General features: G+C 36.3%; 24 protein-coding genes. 13 read left to right on the top strand and 11 right to left on the bottom strand.

Annotated elements, in window-relative coordinates; genetic code table 11:
- Positions 1-9 precede the first annotated feature (9 nt).
- Complete coding sequence (locus tag ACT9TX_RS04185) at positions 10-723, bottom strand: ribonuclease H-like domain-containing protein (RefSeq protein ID WP_481336956.1); 714 nt, start codon at positions 721-723, stop codon at positions 10-12.
- Positions 724-765: 42 nt separating this feature from the next.
- Here ACT9TX_RS04185 and ACT9TX_RS04180 point away from each other — a divergent pair, with 42 nt between their 5' ends.
- Both ACT9TX_RS04180 and ACT9TX_RS04175 read left to right on the top strand, forming a co-directional pair.
- On the top strand, positions 766-1,746 hold the full coding sequence (locus ACT9TX_RS04180; RefSeq protein ID WP_481336955.1) for a hypothetical protein: 981 nt from the start codon (positions 766-768) through the stop codon (positions 1,744-1,746).
- 104 nt (positions 1,747-1,850) lie between these two features.
- The gene (locus ACT9TX_RS04175) at positions 1,851-2,750 is read left to right on the top strand and encodes a 3-hydroxyacyl-CoA dehydrogenase family protein (protein ID WP_481336953.1); all 900 of its coding nucleotides are present in this window, start codon (positions 1,851-1,853) and stop codon (positions 2,748-2,750) included.
- A gap of 3 nt (positions 2,751-2,753) precedes the next feature.
- Here ACT9TX_RS04175 and ACT9TX_RS04170 read toward each other — a convergent pair whose 3' ends face one another.
- Positions 2,754-3,359 carry an IMPACT family protein gene (locus ACT9TX_RS04170; RefSeq protein ID WP_481336952.1) on the bottom strand — a complete coding sequence of 202 codons (606 nt, stop codon included), beginning with the start codon at positions 3,357-3,359 and terminating at the stop codon, positions 2,754-2,756.
- Between the two features lie 5 nt (positions 3,360-3,364).
- Positions 3,365-4,411 (bottom strand): bifunctional diaminohydroxyphosphoribosylaminopyrimidine deaminase/5-amino-6-(5-phosphoribosylamino)uracil reductase RibD, encoded by a 1,047-nt coding sequence (gene ribD / locus ACT9TX_RS04165; protein WP_481337006.1) that lies wholly within the window; start codon positions 4,409-4,411, stop codon positions 3,365-3,367.
- Positions 4,412-4,476: 65 nt separating this feature from the next.
- Here ribD and prmC point away from each other — a divergent pair, with 65 nt between their 5' ends.
- Positions 4,477-5,331, top strand: a complete 855-nt coding sequence (gene prmC, locus ACT9TX_RS04160; protein WP_481336951.1) for a peptide chain release factor N(5)-glutamine methyltransferase — start codon at positions 4,477-4,479, stop codon at positions 5,329-5,331.
- Here prmC and dacB read toward each other — a convergent pair.
- Complete coding sequence (gene dacB / locus ACT9TX_RS04155) at positions 5,324-6,727, bottom strand: D-alanyl-D-alanine carboxypeptidase/D-alanyl-D-alanine endopeptidase (protein ID WP_481336950.1); 1,404 nt, start codon at positions 6,725-6,727, stop codon at positions 5,324-5,326. The genes prmC and dacB overlap by 8 nt on opposite strands.
- A 40-nt stretch (positions 6,728-6,767) precedes the next feature.
- On the opposite strand from dacB, the gene ACT9TX_RS04150 reads away from it, so the two are divergent.
- The 3 genes from ACT9TX_RS04150 (at position 6,768) to ACT9TX_RS04140 (ending at position 11,577) form a co-directional block, all read left to right on the top strand.
- On the top strand, positions 6,768-8,024 hold the full coding sequence (locus ACT9TX_RS04150) for a competence/damage-inducible protein A (RefSeq protein ID WP_481336949.1): 1,257 nt from the start codon (positions 6,768-6,770) through the stop codon (positions 8,022-8,024).
- A 197-nt stretch (positions 8,025-8,221) separates the two neighbouring features.
- Positions 8,222-10,486, top strand: a complete 2,265-nt coding sequence (locus tag ACT9TX_RS04145) for a 2-oxo acid dehydrogenase subunit E2 (protein ID WP_481336948.1) — start codon at positions 8,222-8,224, stop codon at positions 10,484-10,486.
- 146 nt (positions 10,487-10,632) lie between these two features.
- Positions 10,633-11,577: a class I SAM-dependent methyltransferase gene (locus ACT9TX_RS04140; RefSeq protein WP_481336946.1), complete on the top strand. Its 945-nt coding sequence runs from the start codon at positions 10,633-10,635 to the stop codon at positions 11,575-11,577.
- Between the two features lie 79 nt (positions 11,578-11,656).
- On the opposite strand, the gene ACT9TX_RS04135 is transcribed toward ACT9TX_RS04140, so the two are convergent.
- Genes ACT9TX_RS04135 through ACT9TX_RS04115 form a run of 5 tightly spaced genes read right to left on the bottom strand, consistent with a single transcriptional unit; the run spans position 11,657 to position 15,528 of the window.
- Positions 11,657-13,009 (bottom strand): hypothetical protein, encoded by a 1,353-nt coding sequence (locus ACT9TX_RS04135; protein WP_481336945.1) that lies wholly within the window; start codon positions 13,007-13,009, stop codon positions 11,657-11,659.
- Complete coding sequence (locus ACT9TX_RS04130; RefSeq protein ID WP_481336943.1) at positions 12,990-13,652, bottom strand: RNA polymerase sigma factor; 663 nt, start codon at positions 13,650-13,652, stop codon at positions 12,990-12,992. Before ACT9TX_RS04130 ends, ACT9TX_RS04135 begins: the two co-directional genes overlap by 20 nt.
- A 42-nt stretch (positions 13,653-13,694) precedes the next feature.
- On the bottom strand, positions 13,695-14,588 hold the full coding sequence (locus tag ACT9TX_RS04125; protein WP_481336942.1) for a DUF5777 family beta-barrel protein: 894 nt from the start codon (positions 14,586-14,588) through the stop codon (positions 13,695-13,697).
- A gap of 12 nt (positions 14,589-14,600) precedes the next feature.
- Positions 14,601-15,137 carry a YceI family protein gene (locus ACT9TX_RS04120; protein WP_481336941.1) on the bottom strand — a complete coding sequence of 179 codons (537 nt, stop codon included), beginning with the start codon at positions 15,135-15,137 and terminating at the stop codon, positions 14,601-14,603.
- Between the two features lie 10 nt (positions 15,138-15,147).
- Complete coding sequence (locus ACT9TX_RS04115; protein WP_481336940.1) at positions 15,148-15,528, bottom strand: hypothetical protein; 381 nt, start codon at positions 15,526-15,528, stop codon at positions 15,148-15,150.
- 296 nt (positions 15,529-15,824) lie between these two features.
- Here ACT9TX_RS04115 and ACT9TX_RS04110 point away from each other — a divergent pair, with 296 nt between their 5' ends.
- Positions 15,825-16,304 (top strand): NUDIX hydrolase, encoded by a 480-nt coding sequence (locus ACT9TX_RS04110; RefSeq protein ID WP_481336939.1) that lies wholly within the window; start codon positions 15,825-15,827, stop codon positions 16,302-16,304.
- Positions 16,305-16,442: 138 nt separating this feature from the next.
- Here ACT9TX_RS04110 and ACT9TX_RS04105 read toward each other — a convergent pair whose 3' ends face one another.
- Both ACT9TX_RS04105 and ACT9TX_RS04100 read right to left on the bottom strand, forming a co-directional pair.
- Positions 16,443-17,246 carry a queuosine precursor transporter gene (locus ACT9TX_RS04105; RefSeq protein ID WP_481336938.1) on the bottom strand — a complete coding sequence of 268 codons (804 nt, stop codon included), beginning with the start codon at positions 17,244-17,246 and terminating at the stop codon, positions 16,443-16,445.
- Between the two features lie 111 nt (positions 17,247-17,357).
- Positions 17,358-17,645: a hypothetical protein gene (locus tag ACT9TX_RS04100; protein WP_481336937.1), complete on the bottom strand. Its 288-nt coding sequence runs from the start codon at positions 17,643-17,645 to the stop codon at positions 17,358-17,360.
- 56 nt (positions 17,646-17,701) lie between these two features.
- Between ACT9TX_RS04100 and ACT9TX_RS04095 the strand changes: the two genes are divergently transcribed.
- From ACT9TX_RS04095 to ACT9TX_RS04070, 6 genes are all read left to right on the top strand, one after another.
- Positions 17,702-20,203: a YfhO family protein gene (locus tag ACT9TX_RS04095; RefSeq protein ID WP_481336936.1), complete on the top strand. Its 2,502-nt coding sequence runs from the start codon at positions 17,702-17,704 to the stop codon at positions 20,201-20,203.
- Positions 20,204-20,261: 58 nt separating this feature from the next.
- Entirely contained in the window at positions 20,262-20,510 is a 249-nt protein-coding gene (locus ACT9TX_RS04090) for a hypothetical protein (protein ID WP_481336935.1), read from the top strand.
- Positions 20,507-20,920, top strand: coding sequence for a PIN domain-containing protein (locus ACT9TX_RS04085; RefSeq protein ID WP_481336934.1), 414 nt, complete (start codon positions 20,507-20,509; stop codon positions 20,918-20,920). Before ACT9TX_RS04090 ends, ACT9TX_RS04085 begins: the two co-directional genes overlap by 4 nt.
- A 38-nt stretch (positions 20,921-20,958) precedes the next feature.
- The gene (locus ACT9TX_RS04080; protein WP_481336933.1) at positions 20,959-21,738 is read left to right on the top strand and encodes an FkbM family methyltransferase; all 780 of its coding nucleotides are present in this window, start codon (positions 20,959-20,961) and stop codon (positions 21,736-21,738) included.
- 95 nt (positions 21,739-21,833) lie between these two features.
- Positions 21,834-22,835 carry a glycosyltransferase family 2 protein gene (locus ACT9TX_RS04075; RefSeq protein ID WP_481336932.1) on the top strand — a complete coding sequence of 334 codons (1,002 nt, stop codon included), beginning with the start codon at positions 21,834-21,836 and terminating at the stop codon, positions 22,833-22,835.
- 31 nt (positions 22,836-22,866) lie between these two features.
- On the top strand, positions 22,867-23,721 hold the full coding sequence (locus tag ACT9TX_RS04070) for a glycosyltransferase family 2 protein (protein ID WP_481336931.1): 855 nt from the start codon (positions 22,867-22,869) through the stop codon (positions 23,719-23,721).
- The last annotated feature ends 1 nt before the right edge of the window (position 23,722 follow it).

The following is a 23,722-nucleotide window of genomic DNA, read 5'->3' as shown; positions in this document are numbered from 1 at the left end:
TTCCAAGTCTTATTTCACTATCACCACATTTTTATCATCAAGTATTGGCAAGTTCTTAAACCGCAGAATCACGTTGGCAGTAACCACCACATCACGCTGGCAATAATCTACAATGCGTTGTAGGTCTTTTTCTTTGTAATACACTTCTTGCACCATACTGCCATCCATATCTGTTTTAGAAGTAGGTATGCCTAATACATTGGCCAATAAGTGCAGTGAAATATAATTTTTATAGTCACCAAATTTCCACCAAGCAAGGGTATCAAACATTTTTACATCCCAAGGTCGCTTGTCTTGCAGTTGTAAATATTCTGGCAAGGGCAGTCTATTAATCAGTAGTCTTCTGCATATAAATGGAATATCAAACTCTCTAATATTATGTCCACCAAACTGAAATTGCTTTTGGTGTTGGTACATTTTATCGCAAAGCTTAACAAACTCTTGCAATAATTTTCTTTCATCATCACCGTACACACTTTTCATCTTTAAGCACACTTCTTTGTCCTCATTTTCATAGAAAAATGCAGTTGAAATACAGATAATTTTACCAAATTCTGCTAGTATGCCAGCCTTCATTTTGTAGCTTTCTTCAGGCGATACATTTTCTGGCACGGTTTTAGAAATTTTTTCAAACCAGAGGCTTTGCCACTCAGGATTAAGACTGTGATAGTCAGCTTCTGAAGGCACGGTTTCAATGTCTAACAATAATAAATTGGCTAGCATACTAAAATCAAATTATTTTTATTGACTTAAAAAACGAAAACTATGAGTTACACACCTTCTGCAACACCACAAAATTACCAACAACAACCTAAAGATAATCGTAACGTAATATACGGCATTCTTGTTGGTGCATTATTATTAACATGGGGCTACATGATTTACGATAAAAGCCAAACTAAAGGCGAGCTTGAAAGCAAAAACACGCAAATTGTGAGTGTAAGCAGCGCAAAAGACTCTATACAACAAGAGTATAATTTAGCTTCTGCAAAGCTTGATTCTATGGCTGGCACCAATGTAAAACTAGAAGGTGCTTTGGCTGAAAAAAATAGCGATATCATTAAACTTAAGCAAAACATTAATGGTATTTTAAAGAAGAAAAATGCGACTGATAGCGAGCTAAAACAAGCAAAAGCGATGATTGCTGAATTAAATGGCAAGATTGATAACTTGTTTGCAGATTTAGAAAAAGCAAAAGCGGAAAACCAACAATTAACCGCAACTAATACACAACTTAATAACGACAAGCAACAGTTATCGGCCGAAAAACAAGCTATCGCTGAAAACTTAGCTGCTACTGACGCTGCTAAAAAAAGTGTAGAAGATTTAGCCTCTACCCTACATGCATCCAATATTTCAATTGGCGCTATTAATGTAAAAGGTAATGGTAAAGAAAAAGAAACAACGACTGCTAAACGTGCAGATTTATTGCGCTTTTCTTTTGACCTTGATGAAAACCGAGTTGCACCTAGCGGTACTAAGCAAATATATATTGCAGTAGTAGGGCCAGATGGTAAAGCGATAAGCAACGGTACAAGTTTTAATACTAGAGATGCTGGCGAAAAACTATATACTGAAAAAGTAGAAGTAATGTACGAACAAGGCAAACGCAAACCAGTAAGTTTTGATTGGAAACAAAAAGATGCCAACTACCAAGTTGGTGATTACAAAATTCAGATTTACCACAATGGGTTTAAAATAGGCGAAGGTGTAAAAACCTTGAAAAAAGGTGGTTTATTTAGCTAAACACTTTTATCCCAGAAATTTAACAAAGGCAACCTAAAAACGGTTGCCTTTGTTGTTTAGCTAATTTGACAATTGAAGTGTTAATTTGTAAAAAATTGCTTGTTATGATAGAGAAAAATATTTCGGTTATTGGTGCTGGCACGATGGGTAATGGTATTGCACATGTATTTGCACAACATGGTTTTTCGGTAACGCTGATTGATATTAGCCAAACACAGCTTGATAAAGCAATAGCTACCATTGCTAAAAACCTAGATAGACAAGTAGCTAAAGGCAGTATTACTGAAGCTACAAAACAAGCAACACTTACAAATCTTAATACGCAAACAAGCATTGAACTAGGTGTTGCCAATGCAGAATTGGTAGTAGAAGCTGCTACAGAAAACATTGATTTGAAATTGTCAATTTTTAAACAGCTAGATACCTATGCACCATCAAATGCGATTCTTGCTTCTAATACATCTTCTATTTCAATTACTAAAATTGCCAGTGTAACTAAGCGACCCTGCCAAATCATTGGTATGCATTTTATGAATCCAGTACCAGTGATGAAATTGGTAGAAATTATAAATGGCTATGCTACTAGCCAAGCGGTTACTACAACAATCACTGAACTTAGCAAGCAATTACAAAAAGTGCCTTGCGTTGTAAATGACTATCCTGGCTTTATTGCCAATAGAATATTGATGCCAATGATTAATGAAGCCATTTACAGCTTATACGAAGGCATTGCTGGTGTTGAAGAAATAGATACCATTATGAAACTTGGCATGGCGCATCCAATGGGGCCTTTGCAATTAGCAGATTTTATTGGCCTAGATGTTTGCTTAAGTATTTTAAAAGTGCTACAAGATGGCTTTGGAAATCCTAAATATGCACCTTGCCCATTATTGGTAAATATGGTAACTGCAGGCAAATTAGGCATTAAAAGTGGCGAAGGATTTTATACGTATGCTGTTGGTAGTAAAGATTTAGTTATAAGCAACATCTTCAAAACAAGGTAAAGCTTAGCAACGTCTTACATCAACCGTGTGCAGGTCTTTAAGCTTAGATAATACTTCTTCTAAGCGTACTTTTGGTACGCCCACTTGTACAATGGTAAACAATTGATTTTCCTGCTTGATGATATTGCAATTGCACTGTTTTAAAATCACCATTACATCGTTCATTCTGGTATAATCAAATTGCAGTTCATAATTAACTTCAACAGATTTTTGAATAATTGGCACTACTTGAAAAGCCATCGCAGTAGCAGATTTATACGCATTAATTAAGCCAGGGACACCTAGTAATGTGCCGCCAAAATATCTTACTACTACAACCAATACATTCGTTAACTGCTTGCTATCAATCACATTTAAAATAGGCTTACCAGCTGTGCCACTTGGTTCGCCATCATCGCTTGCCCTAAAATTATTACCATCTAAACCTAACCTGTAACCAAAACAATGGTGCACCGCTTTTGGATGCTCTTTTTTTAGTTCTTGTAAATGTTTTTTAAAATCTTCAACAGCATTAATAGGAAATGTATAAGCTAAAAACCGACTGCCTTTATCTTTAAACTCAGCTAAAGATGGTTGCTCAATGGTATAGTAATATAAGTCGTTACTCATAAGGCCTAATTACTATTGTTTTGATTGGTAAAATATGTAATAGCGTCATTCAATAAAGCCACTTGTTTAGCTTTTGCATGATGACTTAAGATAGGTGCAGGAACGCCCTCATTAACTATCAATGAGGTATTCGTAATAACAATAGCTTCGTCCCACAAATACTTATCAATAAAGGATTGCAGCATTTTACTACCACCTTCTACAAGCAAGCTTTGAATATTCAGTTGATAGCAAACTGCAAGAATTTCATTCAGTAAATCGGCTTCTTTATTCAGCTTGTAATAAGTTAGATTTTCTTGTTCCTCTTGCTTGATATAATTAAACACAATCGTTCTTTCTTGTTGATCAAACAATTGCAAATTGGTGGGTAGTTTTAAGTCTTTATCAATTACTAAACGCATTGGGCTTTTGCCATACCAAAGTCTATTTGTGAGCGAAGGATTATCCAATAAAGTAGTATTAGTGCCTACTAAAATAGCAGCGTTTTGATGACGCAATTGATGAACTAGTCTATTGGAAAAATCATTACTAATTAACAGTCTATAATTACCATTTGTGCCTATAATACCATTGGCAGTTTCTGCCCATTTTAATACAATAAACGGTCGCTTCTTTTCATGAAACGTGAAGAATCTTTTGTTCAGTTCTCTACATTTATTTTCCAATACACCAACCGTTACTTCTGCACCTGATAAACGCAATTTTTCTATGCCTTTACCATCTACTTGTTTGAAGCTATCTCTACATCCAATCACTACTTTCTTAATACCATGCTTAATGATTAAATCGCTACAAGGTGGTGTTTTACCAAAGTGGGCACAAGGTTCTAGACTTACATAAATGGTTGATGGTGGTATTAAATGAACATCCTCTTTTGCAACACTGTTGATACAATTCACTTCTGCATGCGCTTCACCATATTGTTGATGATAGCCCTCACCTATTATTCTATTGTCATACACCAATACACTACCAACCATAGGATTGGGTGCAACATTACCCTCACCAAGTTTGGCTAATTGTAAGCAACGTAACATGTATTGTTCATGCAAAGTCAATATTGACAGGTATTTGGTAAAGGCAGCAAAAATAACTGAAATGATAGTAACATTGCAGCATGACTATTAACACGGCATATCATCAGCTTTTGTACCAACTATTTGAGTTGTACGATGACCGTGAAGCCGCCAATATTACCGATTGGGTAATTGAATATATTACCGGACAAAGACGCATAGAAAGAATACTTTACAAAGATTTACCTTTAAATAGCTCTCAGCAACAACAGCTTGAAACCTTTACACAGCAACTATTACAGAACAAGCCTGTGCAATATGTGTTGCAAGAAGCATGGTTTGCAGGTATAAAGTTTTTTGTAAAAGAAGGCGTATTAATACCAAGACCAGAAACCGATGAATTGGTAGAACTTGTTGTGAGCAAATCACAAATCTCAAATCAAAAATCTCAAATACTAGACATTGGTACTGGTAGTGGTTGCATACCTATTGCTTTAAAAAAACGCCTACCATCTAGCAACATTTTATCAGTAGATATAAGTGAAGCAGCGTTAGTAATTGCTCAAAAAAATGCAACTGATTTAGACGCAGATATTAGCATACAACGATTGGATTTTTTAGACGAAACAAACTGGCAACAACTTGGTACTTTTGATATTATTGTAAGCAACCCACCTTATATTAAGCAAAGTGAAAGCAATGTTATGAGTAAGCATGTAACTGACTACGAGCCAAGCCTAGCTTTATTTGTAGCTGATAATAATGCTTTAATTTTTTATGAAAAAATAGCGGCTTTTGGTAAAACGCACCTTAATCCGAATGGACAAATTTTTGTTGAAATAAATGAAGCTTTGGGTAAAGAAACTGTGACTATGTTTCAGCAACATGGCTACCAAACTTTACTAAAACAAGACCTTCAAGGTAAAGACAGAATGGTACAAGCTTGGATTATTTAAGTTCATCCAAAACTGCAAATAGCTTTTTTACAACTGCGCTAGCACTACCATCAAAGTTGTTGACAATGATAGCAACTGTATAATCAATACCTGCCTTACTTGTATGATAACCAGCAAAACTTTTACTACCACCAATAGTGCCACTTTTTAGTTTCATACCATTATATATTGGCAATGCATCGTAGAAAGAAGGAAACCATGTTTTATCTTTTGCATACTGCAACACATTTACCAAAAGATTAGTCGTTATGCGGTTTTGAGGCGATAAACCACTACCATCAATTACTTTAATAGCGCCTTTATCAATGCCTCTTTCTTGCCAAAATTTCCTAACTATTTCAACACCTTTGTCAGTAGAACCTACACCAGATTTCTCGTAGGCAATCGTTTTTAATAAAGCTTCACCAAACAAGTTGATACTCTTTTTCATGAACCAATAATTAATGCTATCTAGTGTTGGTGATTTATGTGTAGCTATTATTGTACTTGGCTTACGAATAACTGCATCATCTATTGTTGATAAATCAAACATGCTTTTGAAGCTGATATTTTCTTTAGTCAAAGCATCTTCTAACACTTGTTGTATTTGCCATACAGGATTTGAAAATGCACCACTTATTGTAAACGTTTTTTCGCCGGCAGGCACTGTGCCTTCTACAAAACCTGCGTTGCTATAGGGTGGTAAATAAATGTAGCCATTATCGCCACTACCTTTTTTACCAGTAGTAATATTGGGTTTTAAAAATGCTTTTTGTAAAGCTGGATTAGTTTTTAAAATAGTCACTTCATCACCTTCATTATCCCCTGGCTGCAATACTAAATCGTACTGGTTTTCGTGCCAATTTAAGCCCCAAGTACCAGCGCCATAATAGTTACCAATGTCATCCCAAATCCAGCCACCTGGTAATGGTTGATAACTGAATTTTCTACCGTCTAAAAACACATTGCCATCTATTGATTTAATGCCAGCTTTTTTAATTGCGTCTAGCCATTCTTTTACAATTACACTGTCTTTTGTAGCGCTGTATCGCCAGCTACCCAATGTAGGATCGCCACTACCAACTAAGTACAAATTGCCACTTAAAATACCATTTGTAATTGCACCATCATAGCCTAGTTCTGTTTTGTACTGATAATCCTTACCCAAGAACTCAAAAGCCGTAACACTTGTTATAATTTTTTGGCAGCTTGCTGGCGCTAAGCCTAAGTGACTATTAAAATCTATCACCACCTTATTTGTCTTAGATTCTACAACATACAAGCTTAAACTAGCGTGCTTTAGAGCACTGTCTTTTTCTAATTGCTGCATGGCTTTAGTAAGCTTCTCACTAACGCTTTGAGCAGTAGAAATAATGCCTATAAAAATTAAACTAATGAGAAGTTGAAAGTGTTTCATGTGAGTACAATTACTTTGCACAAAATACAGCGTTCGTTTTATGGAAAAAATATTTGCGTCTATTATTACCATTGGTGATGAATTATTGATTGGTCAAGTGGTAGATACTAATAGCCCTTGGATGGCTCAAGAATTGAATAAAATAGGCGTTGCAGTTAAGCATCGTGTAGCTGTTGGCGATGCTTGGGATGACATTTGGTATGCCTTAGATGAAGAAAGTAAACACGCAGATATCATTCTTCTTACAGGTGGTTTAGGCCCTACAGCCGATGATATTACAAAGCCTTTATTGTGCGAATATTTTGGCGGCAAAATGGTGGTTGATGAACCAACTTTGGCGCATGTAACAAATATTTTTGCCAATATTTTAAAGCGTCCAATGATTGAGCGTAATGCCAAGCAAGCAGAAGTGCCAGATGTATGTACCGTTTTAAAAAATGAAGTTGGTACTGCACCAGGTATGTTGTTTGAGCGTGATGGTAAAATTTTTATAGCCATGCCAGGTGTGCCACATGAAATGAAATGGTTAATGACCAATCAAGTGTTGCCATTAATTCCTACAAAGTTTTCAGCTCCAATAATTGAACATAGAACATTGCTAACAGCAGGTATTGGCGAAAGTTTTTTAGCAGAATTAATAAAGGATTTTGAAGAAGGTTTACCAGCCAATATCAAATTAGCTTATCTGCCTAATTATGGCATGGTGCGTTTGCGCCTTACATCTTCGGGTTTCGATAAAGCTGATATCATCGCACAATTGGACAATCAATTCAACTTGCTAAAACAAAATGTAGCTGAGCATTTAGTGATTGATGAAGATATTTCGCTTCAAGCAGTAGTTGCTAATCTTTTAAAACAATACGGCAAAACATTAGCTACTGCAGAAAGCTGTACAGGCGGGTACATTGCCCATTTAATCACTTCTATGCCAGGTTCATCGGCCTATTTTACAGGTAGTGTAGTATGCTACGACAATAGAATTAAAACAGAACTGCTTGGTGTAAGCAACGAAGTTTTGCACACAGTGGGTGCTGTAAGCGAACAAACTGTGACCTTAATGGCTAGTAATATTGTAAAATTAATGAACACCGATTATGGTATTGCTGTAAGTGGTATTATGGGGCCAGCTGGCGCTACAGATGAGAAGCCTGTTGGCCTTGTATGGATTGCTGTTGCTGACTCTCGGCGTGTTATTGCCAAACAATTTAACCTACGATACGACAGAGAAAGAAACATTCAAATGACTGCGATAAATGCCCTTAACATGATGAGAATGTTAATTGTGGATAACCATTGAATAACTTTCGAAAGCTAAAAATTACTTTTGGTAGAATTATGCAACAAATTATTTATTAGTTCCGTATAAGAAACTAGCAGCACTTAGCCTAAGTTAACGTAGCGCTTGTCTATCTTATTGCATCCAACGAAAAATAATTTTTATAAAGTTGTTTAATTAGGGGTAAAATTTTTAACCCATTAAATTCTCTGTTACGTATGGCTATAGTTGATTTGATAATGCCCAAAATGGGTGAAAGTATTATGGAAGCGACCATTTTGAAATGGCATAAAAATGTTGGCGACCGTATTCAACAAGATGAAACATTGCTTGATATTGCAACTGACAAGGTTGATAGCGAAGTACCTTCTACTGTGGATGGCACTGTAAAAGAGATATTGTTCGAGGTAAATGATGTTGTAGCAGTAGGTAGCGTAATTGCTAAAATTGAAACTTCTGTTGTGGTACCTTCTACACCTGTTGCACCACAAGCACCAGTTGCAGCTGCACCTATTGTTGTTCCAGCACCTGAGCAAATTTACCAAGCACCTGTAACACCACAACCTGAAGAAATTGAGCCGCCTTTCTTGGGCGAATTGCCTTACGTACCGCAAAATATTACAACAGCTAGTGCAAGAAATAACAATAGTTTCTTCTCGCCATCTGTACTGAGTATAGCAAATAGTGAAGGCATTAGCTTAAGCGAACTGGAAAAAATAATAGGTACAGGTGAAGATGGTAGAGTTACTAAAAAAGATATTCTAGAATATGTGCCTGAAAATAGCGGCCCATTAAAACCAACAGGTAATAATCGCTTTTTCTCGCCGTTAGTTTTAAATATTGCAAATAGTGAAGGCATTAGCCTTGCAGAACTTGAGCGCATTGAAGGTACAGGCGCTGATGGTCGTGTATCTAAAAGAGATGTGTTACAATATGTTGCTAATAAGAAAGCCGGATTAATACCTGCCTATGTAGCACCAGTTGCTGCACCGCAGGCAGTATATTCAGCACCACCTGCACCAGCTGTAGTTGCACCACAACCTGCGGTAGTTCCTGAACCTGTAGTTGCTGTAGCGCCAACGGTTATTCCTGAACCCGTAGCTGTTCCTGTTCAAGCTGCATTTACAGCACCTTCAGTAGAACCAGTATTGATGCCTCAACAACCAATTGTAGAAGTACCAGTAGCTACCGTTCCTGAGCCAGTTGTAACTGTACCTGAACCTGCAGTTATTGTTTCTGAACCTGTAGTTACTGTTCCTGAACCGGTAGTTATCGTTCCTGAACCAGTAGTTACCGTTTCTGAACCGGTAGTTACCGTTTCTGAACCGGTAGTTACTGTTCCTGAACCAGTAGTAACTGTTCCTGAGTCAGTGGTAACTGTGCCTGAGCCAGTTGTAATTGTACCTGAACCAGTTGTAACTGTGCCTGAGTCAGTGGTAACTGTGCCTGAGCCAGTTGTAATTGTACCTGAACCAGTTGTAACTGTGCCTGAACCAGTTGTAACTGTGCCTGAACCAGTTGTAACTGTGCCTGAGCCAGTTGTAACAGTACCTGAGCCAGCTATTCCTGAACCGATAGTTGAAGAAACAGCAGTTGAACAAAAATCAGTAGTTGCAACATCTATTAACCAAACTTGCTTACAGCCTGTGCAACAGTCAGTATTTGTACCCACACCAGTTTACAGCCAAGATATTCCTTTAACTACTCTTGCTGAAGGACATACGGGTAAATTCGCTAATCCAACGTCTGCATTGCCTACAGGTGATACAGAAATTATAGAAATGGATAGAATGCGCAAACTGATAGCCAAACACATGGTAAACAGTGTGCAAACTAGCCCACATGTAACAAGCTTTGTTGAAGCCGATGTAACAAACATGGTGCTTTGGCGCAGCCGCGTTAAAGATGAGTTTGAAAGAAGAGAAGGTACTAAAATTACTTTTACACCAATGTTTATTGAGAGCATTGTAAAAGTAATGCAACAGTTTCCATTGATTAACTCTTCTATTGAGGGCGACAGAATTGTAGTTAAGAAAGACTTTAATATAGGTATGGCTACCGCTTTACCAAGTGGCAACTTAATAGTACCAGTTATTAAAAGTGCTGAGAAATTAAATATTGTAGGTTTAAGTATGGCTGTAAATAATTTGGCAAATGCTGCTAGAAATAGCCAGTTGAAACCAGATGATACAAGTGGTGGCACATTTACCGTAACCAATATTGGTACGTTTGGTAGCTTAATGGGTACACCTATTATCAATCAGCCGCAAGTAGCTATTTTGGCTATCGGTGCCATTAAAAAGAAACCTGTAGTTATTGAAAGTGAAGATGGTGATACCATTGGCATTAGACACATGATGTACCTATCACTTAGCTACGACCACAGAGTAATTGATGGTAGCGTAGGGGCTAGTTTTTTAACTGCTGTTGCAAAAGAGTTAGAGCAATGGGATGTTAATAGAACTTGGTATCAATACGTGTAGTATATAAGGTGGGCAAAGCCGAAGCGATTACAGAACGATGCAGTGTGCGACGCAACAGAGGCTAAATAGAATTACCACAGTTGACCAACAAAAAATACATTTACAGCCATCAAATTTTGATGGCTGTTTTTTATTGAATAAAGATTATGAATGAGAAGCTAATCATGTTTACCAATCGCTTGCAGAAAGTGTACAAGCATGGGCATAAACAGGCCGTAAGGCAAGGTATTACGTGCTACAGGGTGTACGACCATGACTTGCCCGAATTTCCTTTTTGCATAGAGCTTTATGAGGATAAAGTGTACCTAGCTGAGTACTTGCGTAGGCATGGTATGACGGATGAAGAACACGAGCAATGGCTAGAAGATTGTGTGGCGGTAATTGCGAATTTGCTACAGGTAAAAGACAAAAATATTTACATAAAACAACGCAGACGAAAAGCCAATAGGCAAGAGCAATACGAGAAAGTTGATGATAAAAAAGAGTTTTTTACGGTGCTTGAAAATGGGCATAAGTTTTTGGTAAACTTGACCGATTACTTGGATACAGGTTTGTTTTTAGACCATAGAATTACTAGGCAAATGGTGCAGAAAGAATGTGCCGACAAGCGTGTGCTGAACCTATTTGCTTATACAGGTTCGTTTAGTGTGTATGCAGCGGCTGGCAAGGCTAAAAGTGTTACTACGGTTGACTTATCGAAGACTTACCTGACGTGGGCTGAGGATAATTTTGCTATTAATTTGCTGAAAGACCAAGAGAATTTCCAGTTTGTTCATGCTGACGTGAAGCAATATTTAAAAACATTGGCACCAAATAGTTTTGACTTGGTAGTAATGGATCCGCCAACGTTTAGTAATAGTAAGCGCATGAAAGACATTCTAGACATTCAACGTGACCATGTAGAACTATTAAACGATGTGTTAGCGGCAACAGTAACTGGTGGTAAGGTTTATTTTAGCACTAACTACACCAAATTTATTATTGACACAGCGGCTATAAATGCTAGTGACATAAGAGATATTACCAAAGCAACTACACCTTTTGATTTTGAAGGTAAATTAAAAAGATGGTGCTATAAATTAGTAAAATAGTTGGGCTCAACACATAGGCACAGAAGGCACATAGATATGTTTGGTACCCAATAAAAGTATCGAAAAGAATAAGATTGAACTATTTGCCCTTAAGATTAAGTGACAATTGAAGACCTGCACTGTATAATTTCACTTGTCCTTCACCAATACCTGTTAATGGTATTTTTACAAATGGCGTTAACTGATAAGATAGTTGTTTACTTAATTGTCTACGATAACCAACTGCTAAATTTAAGATTGAAAACAAATGATTGTTTTTATCTTCTATCAGGTAATTGGTTTTGCGAGGCATATTGTAATAGAGATAATTATAATCGTAGGATTCGCTTTTCATAAAGTATGTTGACACACCACCTACAGCGAGCCAACTAGCTTTTTTACTTTGTGCAAATTGATATTGAAGATTAATTGGCAACTCGTACACTAAGCAGTTAGCATCAACTGTTTTAAGCTTGTAAGAAGCCATTACCCAAGGTTGATTTTTATAATCAATACTATCTGCTGTGTATAATTTTTTACTTACACCAAAGCCTGTGGCAATACTTAACTTCTTGGTAATTTGATAGCTTAAGCCAATACCAAAAGTGATGCTTTTAGGGTCTTTAAATGATAAGTCAACTGCTGAAATATCTGCTGCTGCAAAAGCACTCACTTCAAATTTTGAAAGGAAAGACGACTTTTTCTTTGGGCTATCTTGTTTAGTAATTACTGCAAGTTTAGTAGCAGTATCAACATTCTTTTTGGCTTCTATTTTATCAGTTGCATTTGCTTTTTCAACAGATTTTACATCTGCATTTACAGTTGCATTATCAATACTGTTGCTTGTCGTGTTATCAACAACCTGAGTACTGTTAGTGCTACTAGATTGGTTTGTGTTTAACTGTGCATTTTGTTTAGTGGCATTATCAAGAATAGATGGTTGATGATTGTCGCTTCTACTTTTACGTTGGTTCGTTGCATTTGCTGTGGCAACAAGTATTTTACCAGTTGAAGTTTTAAAGCTTCTGTTATTAGCTGTATTTCTTGTAACCGTTGGCACAGTTTCATCTACCGCCACTTCACTATTATCATTAGCTTTAGAAATTGGCGTGTTTGAAGTATTGGCATCATTTATACCAACTTGCTCTGCTACTTTATTTTCAGTTTTTGTTGTTTTATTATTAGTTTCTACTTCTTCAATTTTACCTTTTAATTTATTGCTTGCTACTGTTGTATTATTAGCATTATTATGTTGCATATACATAGCAGTACCACCGCCCACTAGCAGCAATAGCAATAACCACCACCAAAGTACAAACCTGCGCTTCTTTTTATCACCATCTAGCAATTGCTCCATGCGCTGCCATACCTCTTCATTAAAGGGCATAGCAGCGCTGTCATCAGCTTGCTGGCTTAGGTTAAGTAAATGTTTATCAAACTGCTCTGCGTTCATACATTGTATAATTATTCTTGGCTAGCAACATTTTTTGCAAATGTTGCCTCGCTTTGGATAAATTCGATTTTGATGTTCCTATAGCTATACCAAGCTGCTCACCTATTTCTTCATGGCTAAATCCATCTAACACAAAAAGACTAAAAACAGTTCGGTAAGCTGGTGATAATTGTTGCACACAATCAATAATTTCTTTGTAAGAAATCTTAGCTAACTGACTTTCATCAGCATCAATAGTATCCAGTTGTGCATCGGTAATTTCTGCGTGATGATTGTGTTTATCGTATTTACGATAATGATCGATAGCTGTGTAAATAACAATACGCTTAATCCAACCTTTAAAATCTGCTGTTAAGCTATTGTGTATAGAATTGAACTTACCTATTTCTCTAAATATTTTCAAGAAACCATCGTTCAAAATCTCTACAGCATCATCGTTACTTTTAGCATAACGCATACATATTGACATAAGATAGCTATAAAACATAGCATACAATTGCTTCTGGCTGTCTCGTTTGTTAGCAGCGCAGTCTTTCAGCAAGTGTTTTAAGTCAATATCGTTAATCAGCTGTGGTAGTTTTGGGTTTGTATCGGGTAAAGTTACAAAATGGTTGTTCGATGTGTAAACTTTATTTTTTTTCACACGATTATTGAGGGCAATATGTAATGCAGCTTTAGCCAATTGTTACAGACTTAGTTTTTGCTTTTTAATCTTAAATACCCTTGAAATATTAAAGCCAAAATGGATGTCACCATTTTCCCATTTACCAGATGTTTGGTTAATAAATGTACTTTCTGTTAACCCTGTAGAATTGGTAAAGTGCAACTGAAATACGTGGCCACCTGTTTCAATATCTACACCTAAAGCCAACGAATTATAGTAGCCACTAAATTGATTGAACTGGTAATAATACTCGGCTGTAAGGCTTAATCTTTTAGATAATTTTTGCCTTGCACCAATGCCTAAACTATACAAATCGTTAGGGTCATTTGCAAATGGTACTAAATTGTAATGCACCATAGTAGGCATTAACTGTATAGAGGTTGATGAACTGAATTTTCTAGCAATAATTAATTGATAGGTATATGCAGTTTTATCGCTAGTGGTGCGTTTTATAGCAGGGTCGCTATCTTTTAATGTTTTAATAATTACTGCCGCTAAACCAGTAATAGACACAGGCGATGCATGTGGGCCAGTGCTTTGCTTTAACAATTTCACTTTCAAAAAGCCATCCATTTGCTTTTGAAACGTGCTTCTACCAATGCCAATGCCAATATTATTAGTAATGCCATAATCAAGACCTAGGCGTTCTGTAGCATTGTCTAAACCAAAGAAATTATAACTACCGCTATTTAACAATCCAAAACGGTGCGAAATTCTAAAGTCTAGCAAGCCAGCTTTGGTGTTTTCTATTGAGTGACCGTTAATTAAATGCGTGCTTTTAAACGTTGCTTCTACGTATTCTTTGTGCTTAGTGCTATCGGTAGTAGTTTTAAATAAATCTATTTCTTGTGCTACAGCTACATGTGCACTTGCGGTTGCAAGTAGTAGCGTAAATATTTTTTGTATTGTTGTCATAATTTTTCTTGGTTAATCGTATTTACAATCTACAGTAATGGTCAATTCTTTAGCTATTTTATCGCCTATTAATGTGCCTTTAATGCCATAATCAGCAAGCTTTATTTTAAAGCTACTTTTGGCTGCTACTTTACCCGCTTTTATATCTATGGTACCTGTGGCTGTTACATTTTGCTTTACACCATGTATTTCTAACTCGCCTGCTACTGTGGTTTTGTAAGTACCATCTTTGTCAAAATTCACCTCAGGTACATTGGTTATTTTACCCTTAAATACCGCTTTAGGAAATTTATCGCTTTCCATATAGTTCTCGTTAAAATGCTCTTGCATGGTAGCATTTTCAAACCTAAATCCACGTATAGCTAGTTGAAAAACCATTTGTCCATTGTTACTTAACTTACTATCAACTTGGTTATTAACCGCAGCTATATCTTCTATTAAAGTAGATGAAAAAAAGCTCACTTTACCAGACTTAGTTTGATAGATTTTTTGATCGGTTGTAAATGCAAATGCGCCTAACGCTATGAGCATTCCTAATACATATTTCATGGTAGTGGTTTTAATTGTTTGGTGCGCCGTTTCTTATCCAAGTTCTTATTTTGGCTATATCACAACTAACTAGTTTAGCAGCGCCCTTAGGCATTGGGTCGTAGCCTGGTGTTTGGTTTACTACATGATACAGTAAATTACTAGTAGCATAAGGCTTAAGATTGTTGTAGGTGCTTAAAATATTGCCACCACCAAAACTTGCAGGTGCAGTATGGCAACTATAGCAGTTGGCCGATAAAATGCCTACTATTTCTACGCTATAGCGCACATTGGTAGTATCGCAATTAACAATAGGTATGGTAGTTGTATCACTTACTTCTTTTTTATAAGTACAGCCTGCCCAAAAGCTTGCTGCAACAATGGCTAGTACTATAATGCTCCTTCTTTTCATGTTTTTATTTTGTTTATGGTTTATTATAAATTTTGTCTTCATTAGTTTTTAAAAATACACCACGCTATCGAACGTTTCTTAGCACAATTATATAGGTTGCGGCATAATGTGTATAAATAAGGGAGGGCTGGTTGGGTTGATATTTATTTTCTAAAAGTTGATATGTGTTTGTAGCTATTTTCGTGATAAGAACGAGATGCCATGAGTTTCGGTTGCTTTGTGGCACAAATATTTTTTCTAAGAATTCATTTACGGCTCACAATAGATACGCTAGTTTTACGCCCATAATTATTTGTATGGACGCAACACATTCATTTCCACAGCCTTTGGTATTTACAGTAAGAGTGTACGGCATTTTAATAGATAGGCTAAACCGCATTTTGGTAAGCGATGAATTTATTCGCGGTAATTATTTTACCAAATTTCCTGGTGGTGGTTTAGAGTTTGGTGAAGGCACAAGAGATTGCCTTAAACGTGAGTTTATGGAAGAAACAGGGCTTGATGTAACCGTAGGCGACCATATTTATACCACTGATATTTTTCAGATGTCGGCTTTTAATAGTAGACACCAAATTATTTCCATTTACTACTATGTGCATAGCAATGTACCTACCAATATTGAAGTAAAAACCACCCGATTTGATTTTGCCCCAGAAGCTACAAGCGACCCAAATGGCCAAGCAGAAGTGCGCCGTTGGATACCTTTAGAAACCTTAACAGAAGCGGATGTTGACCTACCGCTAGATAAAATTGTGGTAGGGATGTTGAAGAAGTGATAGGTGTGATTTACTTAACGGTTATTAGTAAAAAAACCGGGCAAAAAAAGCAAAGACGGTTTAGAATATTAAGTACTCTGTTTCTTAATTGCCCTTCGGTTCACATTTCACTTTTCACAATTCACCTTTCACTAAAAATTATCCTGCCGTAGGAATATTTTCAAAACCTGTGGTTGCTTCGCCAGCGGCTTCACGTTTCATTTGTTGTGCTACATCATGGCCTACGTATTTGGCAATACCTTTTTCAGCATAAATAACCACAGGGCTAAGTATAATGGCCATGGTAAATTTGTAGATATAGTTCATCATACCAAAGGCTAAAATTTGCTGCCAAGTAAATACGCCCCAAAATGCAATAAACAGCACAATGTAACTATCAACTAATTGGCTTACCAATGTAGACCCTGTAGCACGAAGCCAAAGGTGCTTATCACCTGTTACTTTTTTTATTTTGTGAAACACATACACATCTACAATTTGGCTCACTAAAAACGCAGCCAAACTACCTACAATAATGCGCATGCCTTGCCCAAAAATGCCATTGAACGCTACTTGCATATTGGCAATACCATTTTGCGTACCGCTACCTAGCCAAAAATCAGCTGGCGGTACACCAATAGCCATGTAGTACATGATAAAAGCGTAAGAAATTAAGCCTACAGCGGTAAAAGATATTCTACGAACCGCTTTGGGGCCATAAAACTCATTCACAATATCAGTTACAATAAACTCAAGCGGCCAAAGTAGCACACCACAAGTAAGGTTAAAACCCAAACCACTTTGCCCAAACATGGTAAAGTTGGCAGGGCTTATGCCAAACAATTTTTCTAGCGAAAATATTTTAGTACCAATACTTTCAGCTATTAACGCATTGGCCACAAAAAATGCCGCAATGGTAATAAAGAGTTTGGTAGGCTTGTCTTTTAGAATGGTTGTTATCATTGTTAACCGCTGATTATTGTTGATGGAATGTTTCTTAGACCATAGACGATAGTCCATAGTAGAACCGCTACCATCTACTATCGTCTGTGGTCAATCGACCGTCGACTATCATTAAGCTTTCATCATCACTGTTAATATTTGAAATAAAAATATCACCAAGTTAAGGCGTAGTAACCATTTGGGTTCAGTTGTTTGCCTTATGATAATAAACAGTATTAGCCACCAAAGGTTGAGTACCACATTTAAACAGGGCGAAACAATATAGCCAAGTATTAAAATAGTGGCATTTACATCTTTATTAGTAATGAAGTGTGTAGTGGCATCTTGCAAGTACCAACAGTACAGAAATAGCACATTACAAAGCAGCGCAACACGAGATAGAAATGAGTGAACTTGCATAAGTTGAATTAGGTTTGAAAAATAGTATTATTTTGCCGAACTCTTAACATAGAACCATGAAGAAACTTAATTGGAAACCATTGCTGCCACACTTACTTGCAATTGGCGTTTTCTTAGTAGTATCAGTTTTTTATTGTTTGCCAGCCCTTAAAGGTATGATGGTAAACATGCACGATTTGCTAGGCGCAAAAGGTATGGCACAGCAAAGTATTGAATTTAAAGAAAAGTATGGCTACGTACCAAACTGGACCAACAGTATGTTTAGTGGTATGCCAGGTTACCAAATTTTATTTGAACAAACTACTAAAATCACTCTACTCTATTTCCATTACATCTTCACATTGGGCTTACCAGATCCTGCCAATTTCTTCTTTTTGGCTTGTGTTGGTTTCTATATTTTATGTGTATCGCTAAACATTAAACCTTGGATAGGTACTTTAGCGTCACTAGCATATGCTTATGCGTCTTACAGTGCAGTAATTGTAACCGTAGGTCACGTAACTAAGTTTGCCGCTATGGGCTATGCACCTGCGGTAATTGCAGGCTTAATACTACTTACACAACGTAAGTATGTTTTGGGGCTAATAGCTACAGTGTTATTTGCCACCTTACAAGTGTATCAAAACCACTTACAAATTACTTACTACACATTGCTAATAGCGCTTTGCTTAGGTGCAGGCTTCTTGGTTACCTGTATTAAAGAGAAAGATTTTAAACATTTATTTAGCACACTAGGCTTAGCTGTAATTGCAGGCGCAGTAGCATTAGGTTCTTTCGCCGTAATGATTTTACCAACCAACGAATACACCAAAGAAAGTATGCGTGGTGGTAGAAGCGAATTAACACCTAAAAAAGGCAAGAGTAATACCACAAAAAATGGTTTAGATAAAGATTATGCCTTTACGTGGAGCTATGGTATAGATGAAACGCTAACCTTAGTATTACCAGCATTTAAAGGCGGTAGTTCAGGTTCATCTGAGCTTGGTGGCGAAAACAGCCATGTGGTAAAAGCCATGCAAGACAATAACTTGCCACAAGATGCTGTTAACTATTTCTACCAATACATGAGTGCTTATTGGGGGCCACAAACTTCTGGCACTTCTGGTACGGTGTATTTAGGGACTATTATTTGTATGCTATTTATCATTGGTTTATTTGTAGTAAAATGGGCTGATAAGGGTTGGATAATTGCTGCAAGCATTGTTGGTATTGTATTAGCTTGGGGTAATCATTTTCCTGCGGTTAACTATTTCTTATTCGATCATTTGCCACTGTACAACAAGTTTAGAGCACCAACCATGAGTTTGGTGATGCCTCAATTAACCTTCCCATTATTGGGTGCTTTGGCTTTGCAAATATTATTTTATAGCAAGTACGATTTAGCTGCTATGAAAGACAAGCTAAAATGGAGCGGTATTGCAGTTGTTGCGTTAGTAGCAGTTATAGCTTTTGTATATGTAGGCGGTAGCTTTAAAAGCCCTAATGATGCGCAATTGAAAGAAGGTATTGCTAATGCCTTATCACAAGGTGGTAGCAAAGAACAAGCAGCAACTATTAGTAATGCCATCATGAGTGGCTTAACTGCTGACAGAAAAGGTTTGTATGGTTCTGACCTTCTAAGAGTTATTTTCTTTATGGCCTTAGCAGGTGTAGTTATTTGGTACACCATCAACAAAAAAATAAAACCAGAACTAGCATTAATAGTACTTACAGCAGCTACGTTTGTAGATTTAATTACCGTTGATTTGCGTTATTTAAAAAGCGATAATTATGTAGATAAAGATGAGTTTGTGCAACCATTTTTACCAAATGCTGCAGATTTACAAATAAAGAAAGACACAAGTTATTACAGAGTATTTGACCAAACAACTGACCCTTGGAATAGCAGCCGTTGTGCTTACAACCATAACTCAGTAGGTGGTTATCACCCTGCGAAATTGGCTTTGTATCAAGATTTGATAGAAAACCAATTAAGTAAAGGTAATATGGAAGCATTTAACATGCTTAATACAAAATACTTTATCACGCAAGGTCAAGGTAATAATGCTGCGCCAATGGCACAACAAAATCCTGGTGCTTATGGTAATGCTTGGCTGGTAAAAAGCATAAAAGAAGTAGCCAATGCTGATGCTGAAATGACAGCGCTTGATAGTGTGAACAAATCAGTGGCAATTATTGACAAAAGAGAAGCAAGCAAAATAACTGCTCAGCCACAATACGATAGCACTGCTAGCATTACATTCAAACAAAACTTGAACGATTACTTAAAGTATGAGAGTAATGCAACTACCAATCAGTTTGCAGTATTTAGTGAAATTTATTACCCGTATGGTTGGGTAGCTACTGTTGATGGTAAAGAAACACCAATAGTAAGAACCAATTATTTGCTGCGTGGTATTAATATTCCTGCGGGCAAGCATACCATTGAGTTTAATTTTAAACCAAAAACTGTTGCACTTGGTAATTTGTTAGGTTTGATTTTAGGCATTGTAGGTTATATTGTATTGCTAGGTGGTGCGTTTTTACTGTGGAGAAATTATAAGAAACTAGCAGTATAAAGATGATTGTATTAGTAGCTTTACAGAAATAAGATTATTTTAGCGAAAAAAAATCAATATGATTACATCATCGCAACATATTAGCCTTGCAGATTATTATTTTGGGTTTCTAAAGAATTTGAATGCCGATAGTAAACTTGATTTGATTTCTAAATTATCGCAGTCTTTAAAAGAGGAAGCAAAGACGCAGCCTAAAACAAGTTTACAATCTCTCTTTGGCGCTTATAAATCAGAAGAAACTGCCGAAGAAATTATTGCTGAATTAAGAGCATCAAGAGTGTTTAACAGAAATACTGAATCGCTTTGAAAAAGTATTTACTTGATACCAATATCTGCATTTTCTTTATAAAAGGGCAATACGAGTTGAATAAGAAAATTGCAAAAATAGGCGTAGAAAATTGTTTTATTTCTGAAATGACCGTTGCTGAATTAAAATATGGTATTGAGAATAGTAAAACAATTGAAGCAATGAGACTAATTGTTGAGGCATTTATTCCCAAGTTTGCAATTATTCCTATTTATAATTCATTAGATATTTATGCTAAAGAAAAGGCAAGACTGAGAAAAGAAGGCCTATTAATAGACGACTTTGATATTCTAATTGGTGCAACAGCTATAGCTAACGATATGGTTATGGTAACCAATAATGTTGCACATCTAAATAGACTTACGAGCATTACAATTGAAGATTGGACAACATTAGCCACAAAAAAATAATACCTAATTAGCCCAGAATTAAATTCGACTAAAAATACATGCAAGTAAACACAGCGAGAAAAATAGTGCCCACCTTTGTAGTTGATTTTGCGAAGCAAATAGCTTATGCCTTGTACAGAGGTTCGGAGAAACTATTTGTGGGGGCTTTTGACAAATACGACTTTCAAACTTTTGAGGTATTTAAACGTGTACTTAAGCCCACATCAAACTGTATAGATGTAGGTGCGCATAAAGGTTTTATTTTAGAAAAAATATTGAAATATGCACCTCAAGGTAAGGTAATGGCATTTGAGCCGATACCAGATCTGTACAATAATTTAAAGGCAAAATTTGGTAAAAAAGCACAAGTGTTAAATATTGCTTTATCAGACAAAATGGGTGTGGCCGAATTTGCTTACTATGTAGACAGACCGGCTATCAGCGGCTTTAAACAAAGGGATGCGTTTGAACAAGATGGTCATGTAGAACATTTAAAAGTACCATTGAATACCATTGATAATTTAGTGCCAGAATTTACCAAAATAGACCTGATTAAGATAGATGTAGAAGGTGCCGAGTTATCAGTATTAAAAGGTGCTGAACGCACCATTAAGAATAGTAAGCCATACATTTTATTTGAGTTTGGCTTAGGCGGTGCAGACTATTACGAAACCACACCACAGCAAATATTTGATTACTTAACTGATTGCGGTTTGGTATTATCAACTTTAGAATATTTCTTAAAAAATATGCAACCATTTAGCAGAGAAGAATTTGTAGGACAATATGCCAAAAGTTATAACTACTTTTTTATTGCTTACGATGCTGCAAAGGTTTAAACATTTTACCAGGTAGACACAAAGGCACATAGTTTTTAGCAAGTCAATCAATTATCTATTTGCCTACTGTGCCTATGTAGTGAGAAAAAATAGCTATGGATTTATCAATCATTTTCGTTAATTATAAAACAGCACAACTGCTGCTTGACTGTATTGATAGTATCTATACGCAAACAAAAATGCTATCAGTAGAAATTATTGTTGCAGATAATTTTTCGCAAGATGATAGTAAGCAAATAGTAACCAATAAATTTCCTGCTGTAAAATGGATTGATATGCCATACAATGCAGGTTTTGCAAGGGCTAATAATGCAGGTATAAAAATAGCTACAGGCGAATTTGTATTAATACTCAATACCGATACCATTATACTTGATGGTGCTTTAGACAAAGCTGTGGCATTATTTAAAGCAGAGAAAGAAGCAATTGCGTGTGGTGTACAATTGCTAAATACCGATGGTAGCCATCAAATTTCAGGCGCACATTTTATAAAAGGTGGTCTTAATTTTTTACTACCTCTACCCTATTTGGGCAATTTTGTAAGGTATTGGGGTTATCGCTTGAAATCAACCGTACCAAGCATTACAAGCGTAAGCGACAAAGTAGAAGTAGATTGGATAGTTGGTGCATTTATTTTAACGAGAACAAGTATTGCAAGACAAACATTACTTGACGAAGATTTTTTTATGTACGCAGAAGAGATTGAATGGTGCAGTAGGTTAAGGCAACAAGGCAAACTCTTTTTGTACGAAGCACCCAAAGTAATTCACCTTGGTGGTGCTACAAGTGGCAGTTTTTACAATACCGAAGAAAGCGACAACAGTAAAAATTTGTGGAATAAAAAGGGCAAACAAATATTGATATCTATGATGCTGCGCATCAGAAAACAATATGGCGTACTGTGGTTTTTATTAATGCTAGCTATTTTTGTTGCAGAAATACCAATATTTGCCGTGGGCTTATTGCTTGAAAAAATAGTTGGTAAGCAAACAAGATTGTCGTGGTCTTCTTTGTTAAATTATTGCAACAATATCTTGGTGTTACTAAAGCTAACAGGAAAAATAATTGTCAATAAACCACATTTTTATAAGGTGTAACCACTGATATCAGTGATTGAATTAGCCATTTATGCAACTATCTATCATCATTATTAACTACAATACGTTTCAACTGACTTGCAATTGCATGCAAAGTTTGTATGAAAAATTGATTGGTATAGACTTTGAAATAGTGTTGGTAGATAATGCATCAGTAGAATGTAATCCTCAATTGTTTTTAGAAAAATTCCCCAACATTACATTGGTTGCAAGCCCCGTCAATACTGGTTTTACAGGCGGTAACAATATGGGTATTGAACATGCCAAAGGTGATTATCTATTACTTTTAAATAGCGATACAGAACTGATAAATAATGCACCAAAAATTTGTTACGATTATATTTTAGCCAACCCAAAAGTAGGAATGGTCACTTGCCAATTGCTTTATCCTGACGGCAGAATACAGCCTACTTGTAGACGATTTAGAACCATAACTTGGGAATTACTGGAAGTATTTCCTGTATTTAAATTATTATCAAAAGAAAAGCAAGGTCAGCTAATGTTACACCATTATTTTGACCATAAAACCTTTGCTAATGCTGATTGGGTTTGGGGGGCGTTTATGCTATTTCCCAAATCCATAATTCAGCAATTACCAGAAAAGAAACTGTCAGATTTATTTTTCATGTATTGCGAAGACACGCTCTGGTGTTGGGATTTTAAACAACTAGGCTACGATATTCATTACTTACCACAAGCACAAGTAATGCATATTCACAAAGGCAGTGTACATAAAGATAAATGGATACAAATTCGAAAAACAGGCATTAAAAACCATGCTATGTTTATGAAGAAATTTTACCCAGATTTCCGTTGGTATATTTTTGCAGGGATTTATCTTACTAAGCAATATGGGGCTTTGTGGCTGGCGAAGTCGAGAGGGTAAT

The sequence above is a fragment of the Parasediminibacterium sp. HNIBRBA5674 genome (genome assembly GCF_056745525.1).
The sequence above is the reverse complement of the archived record's forward strand: the minus strand, read 5'-3'. Positions and strand labels throughout refer to the sequence as shown.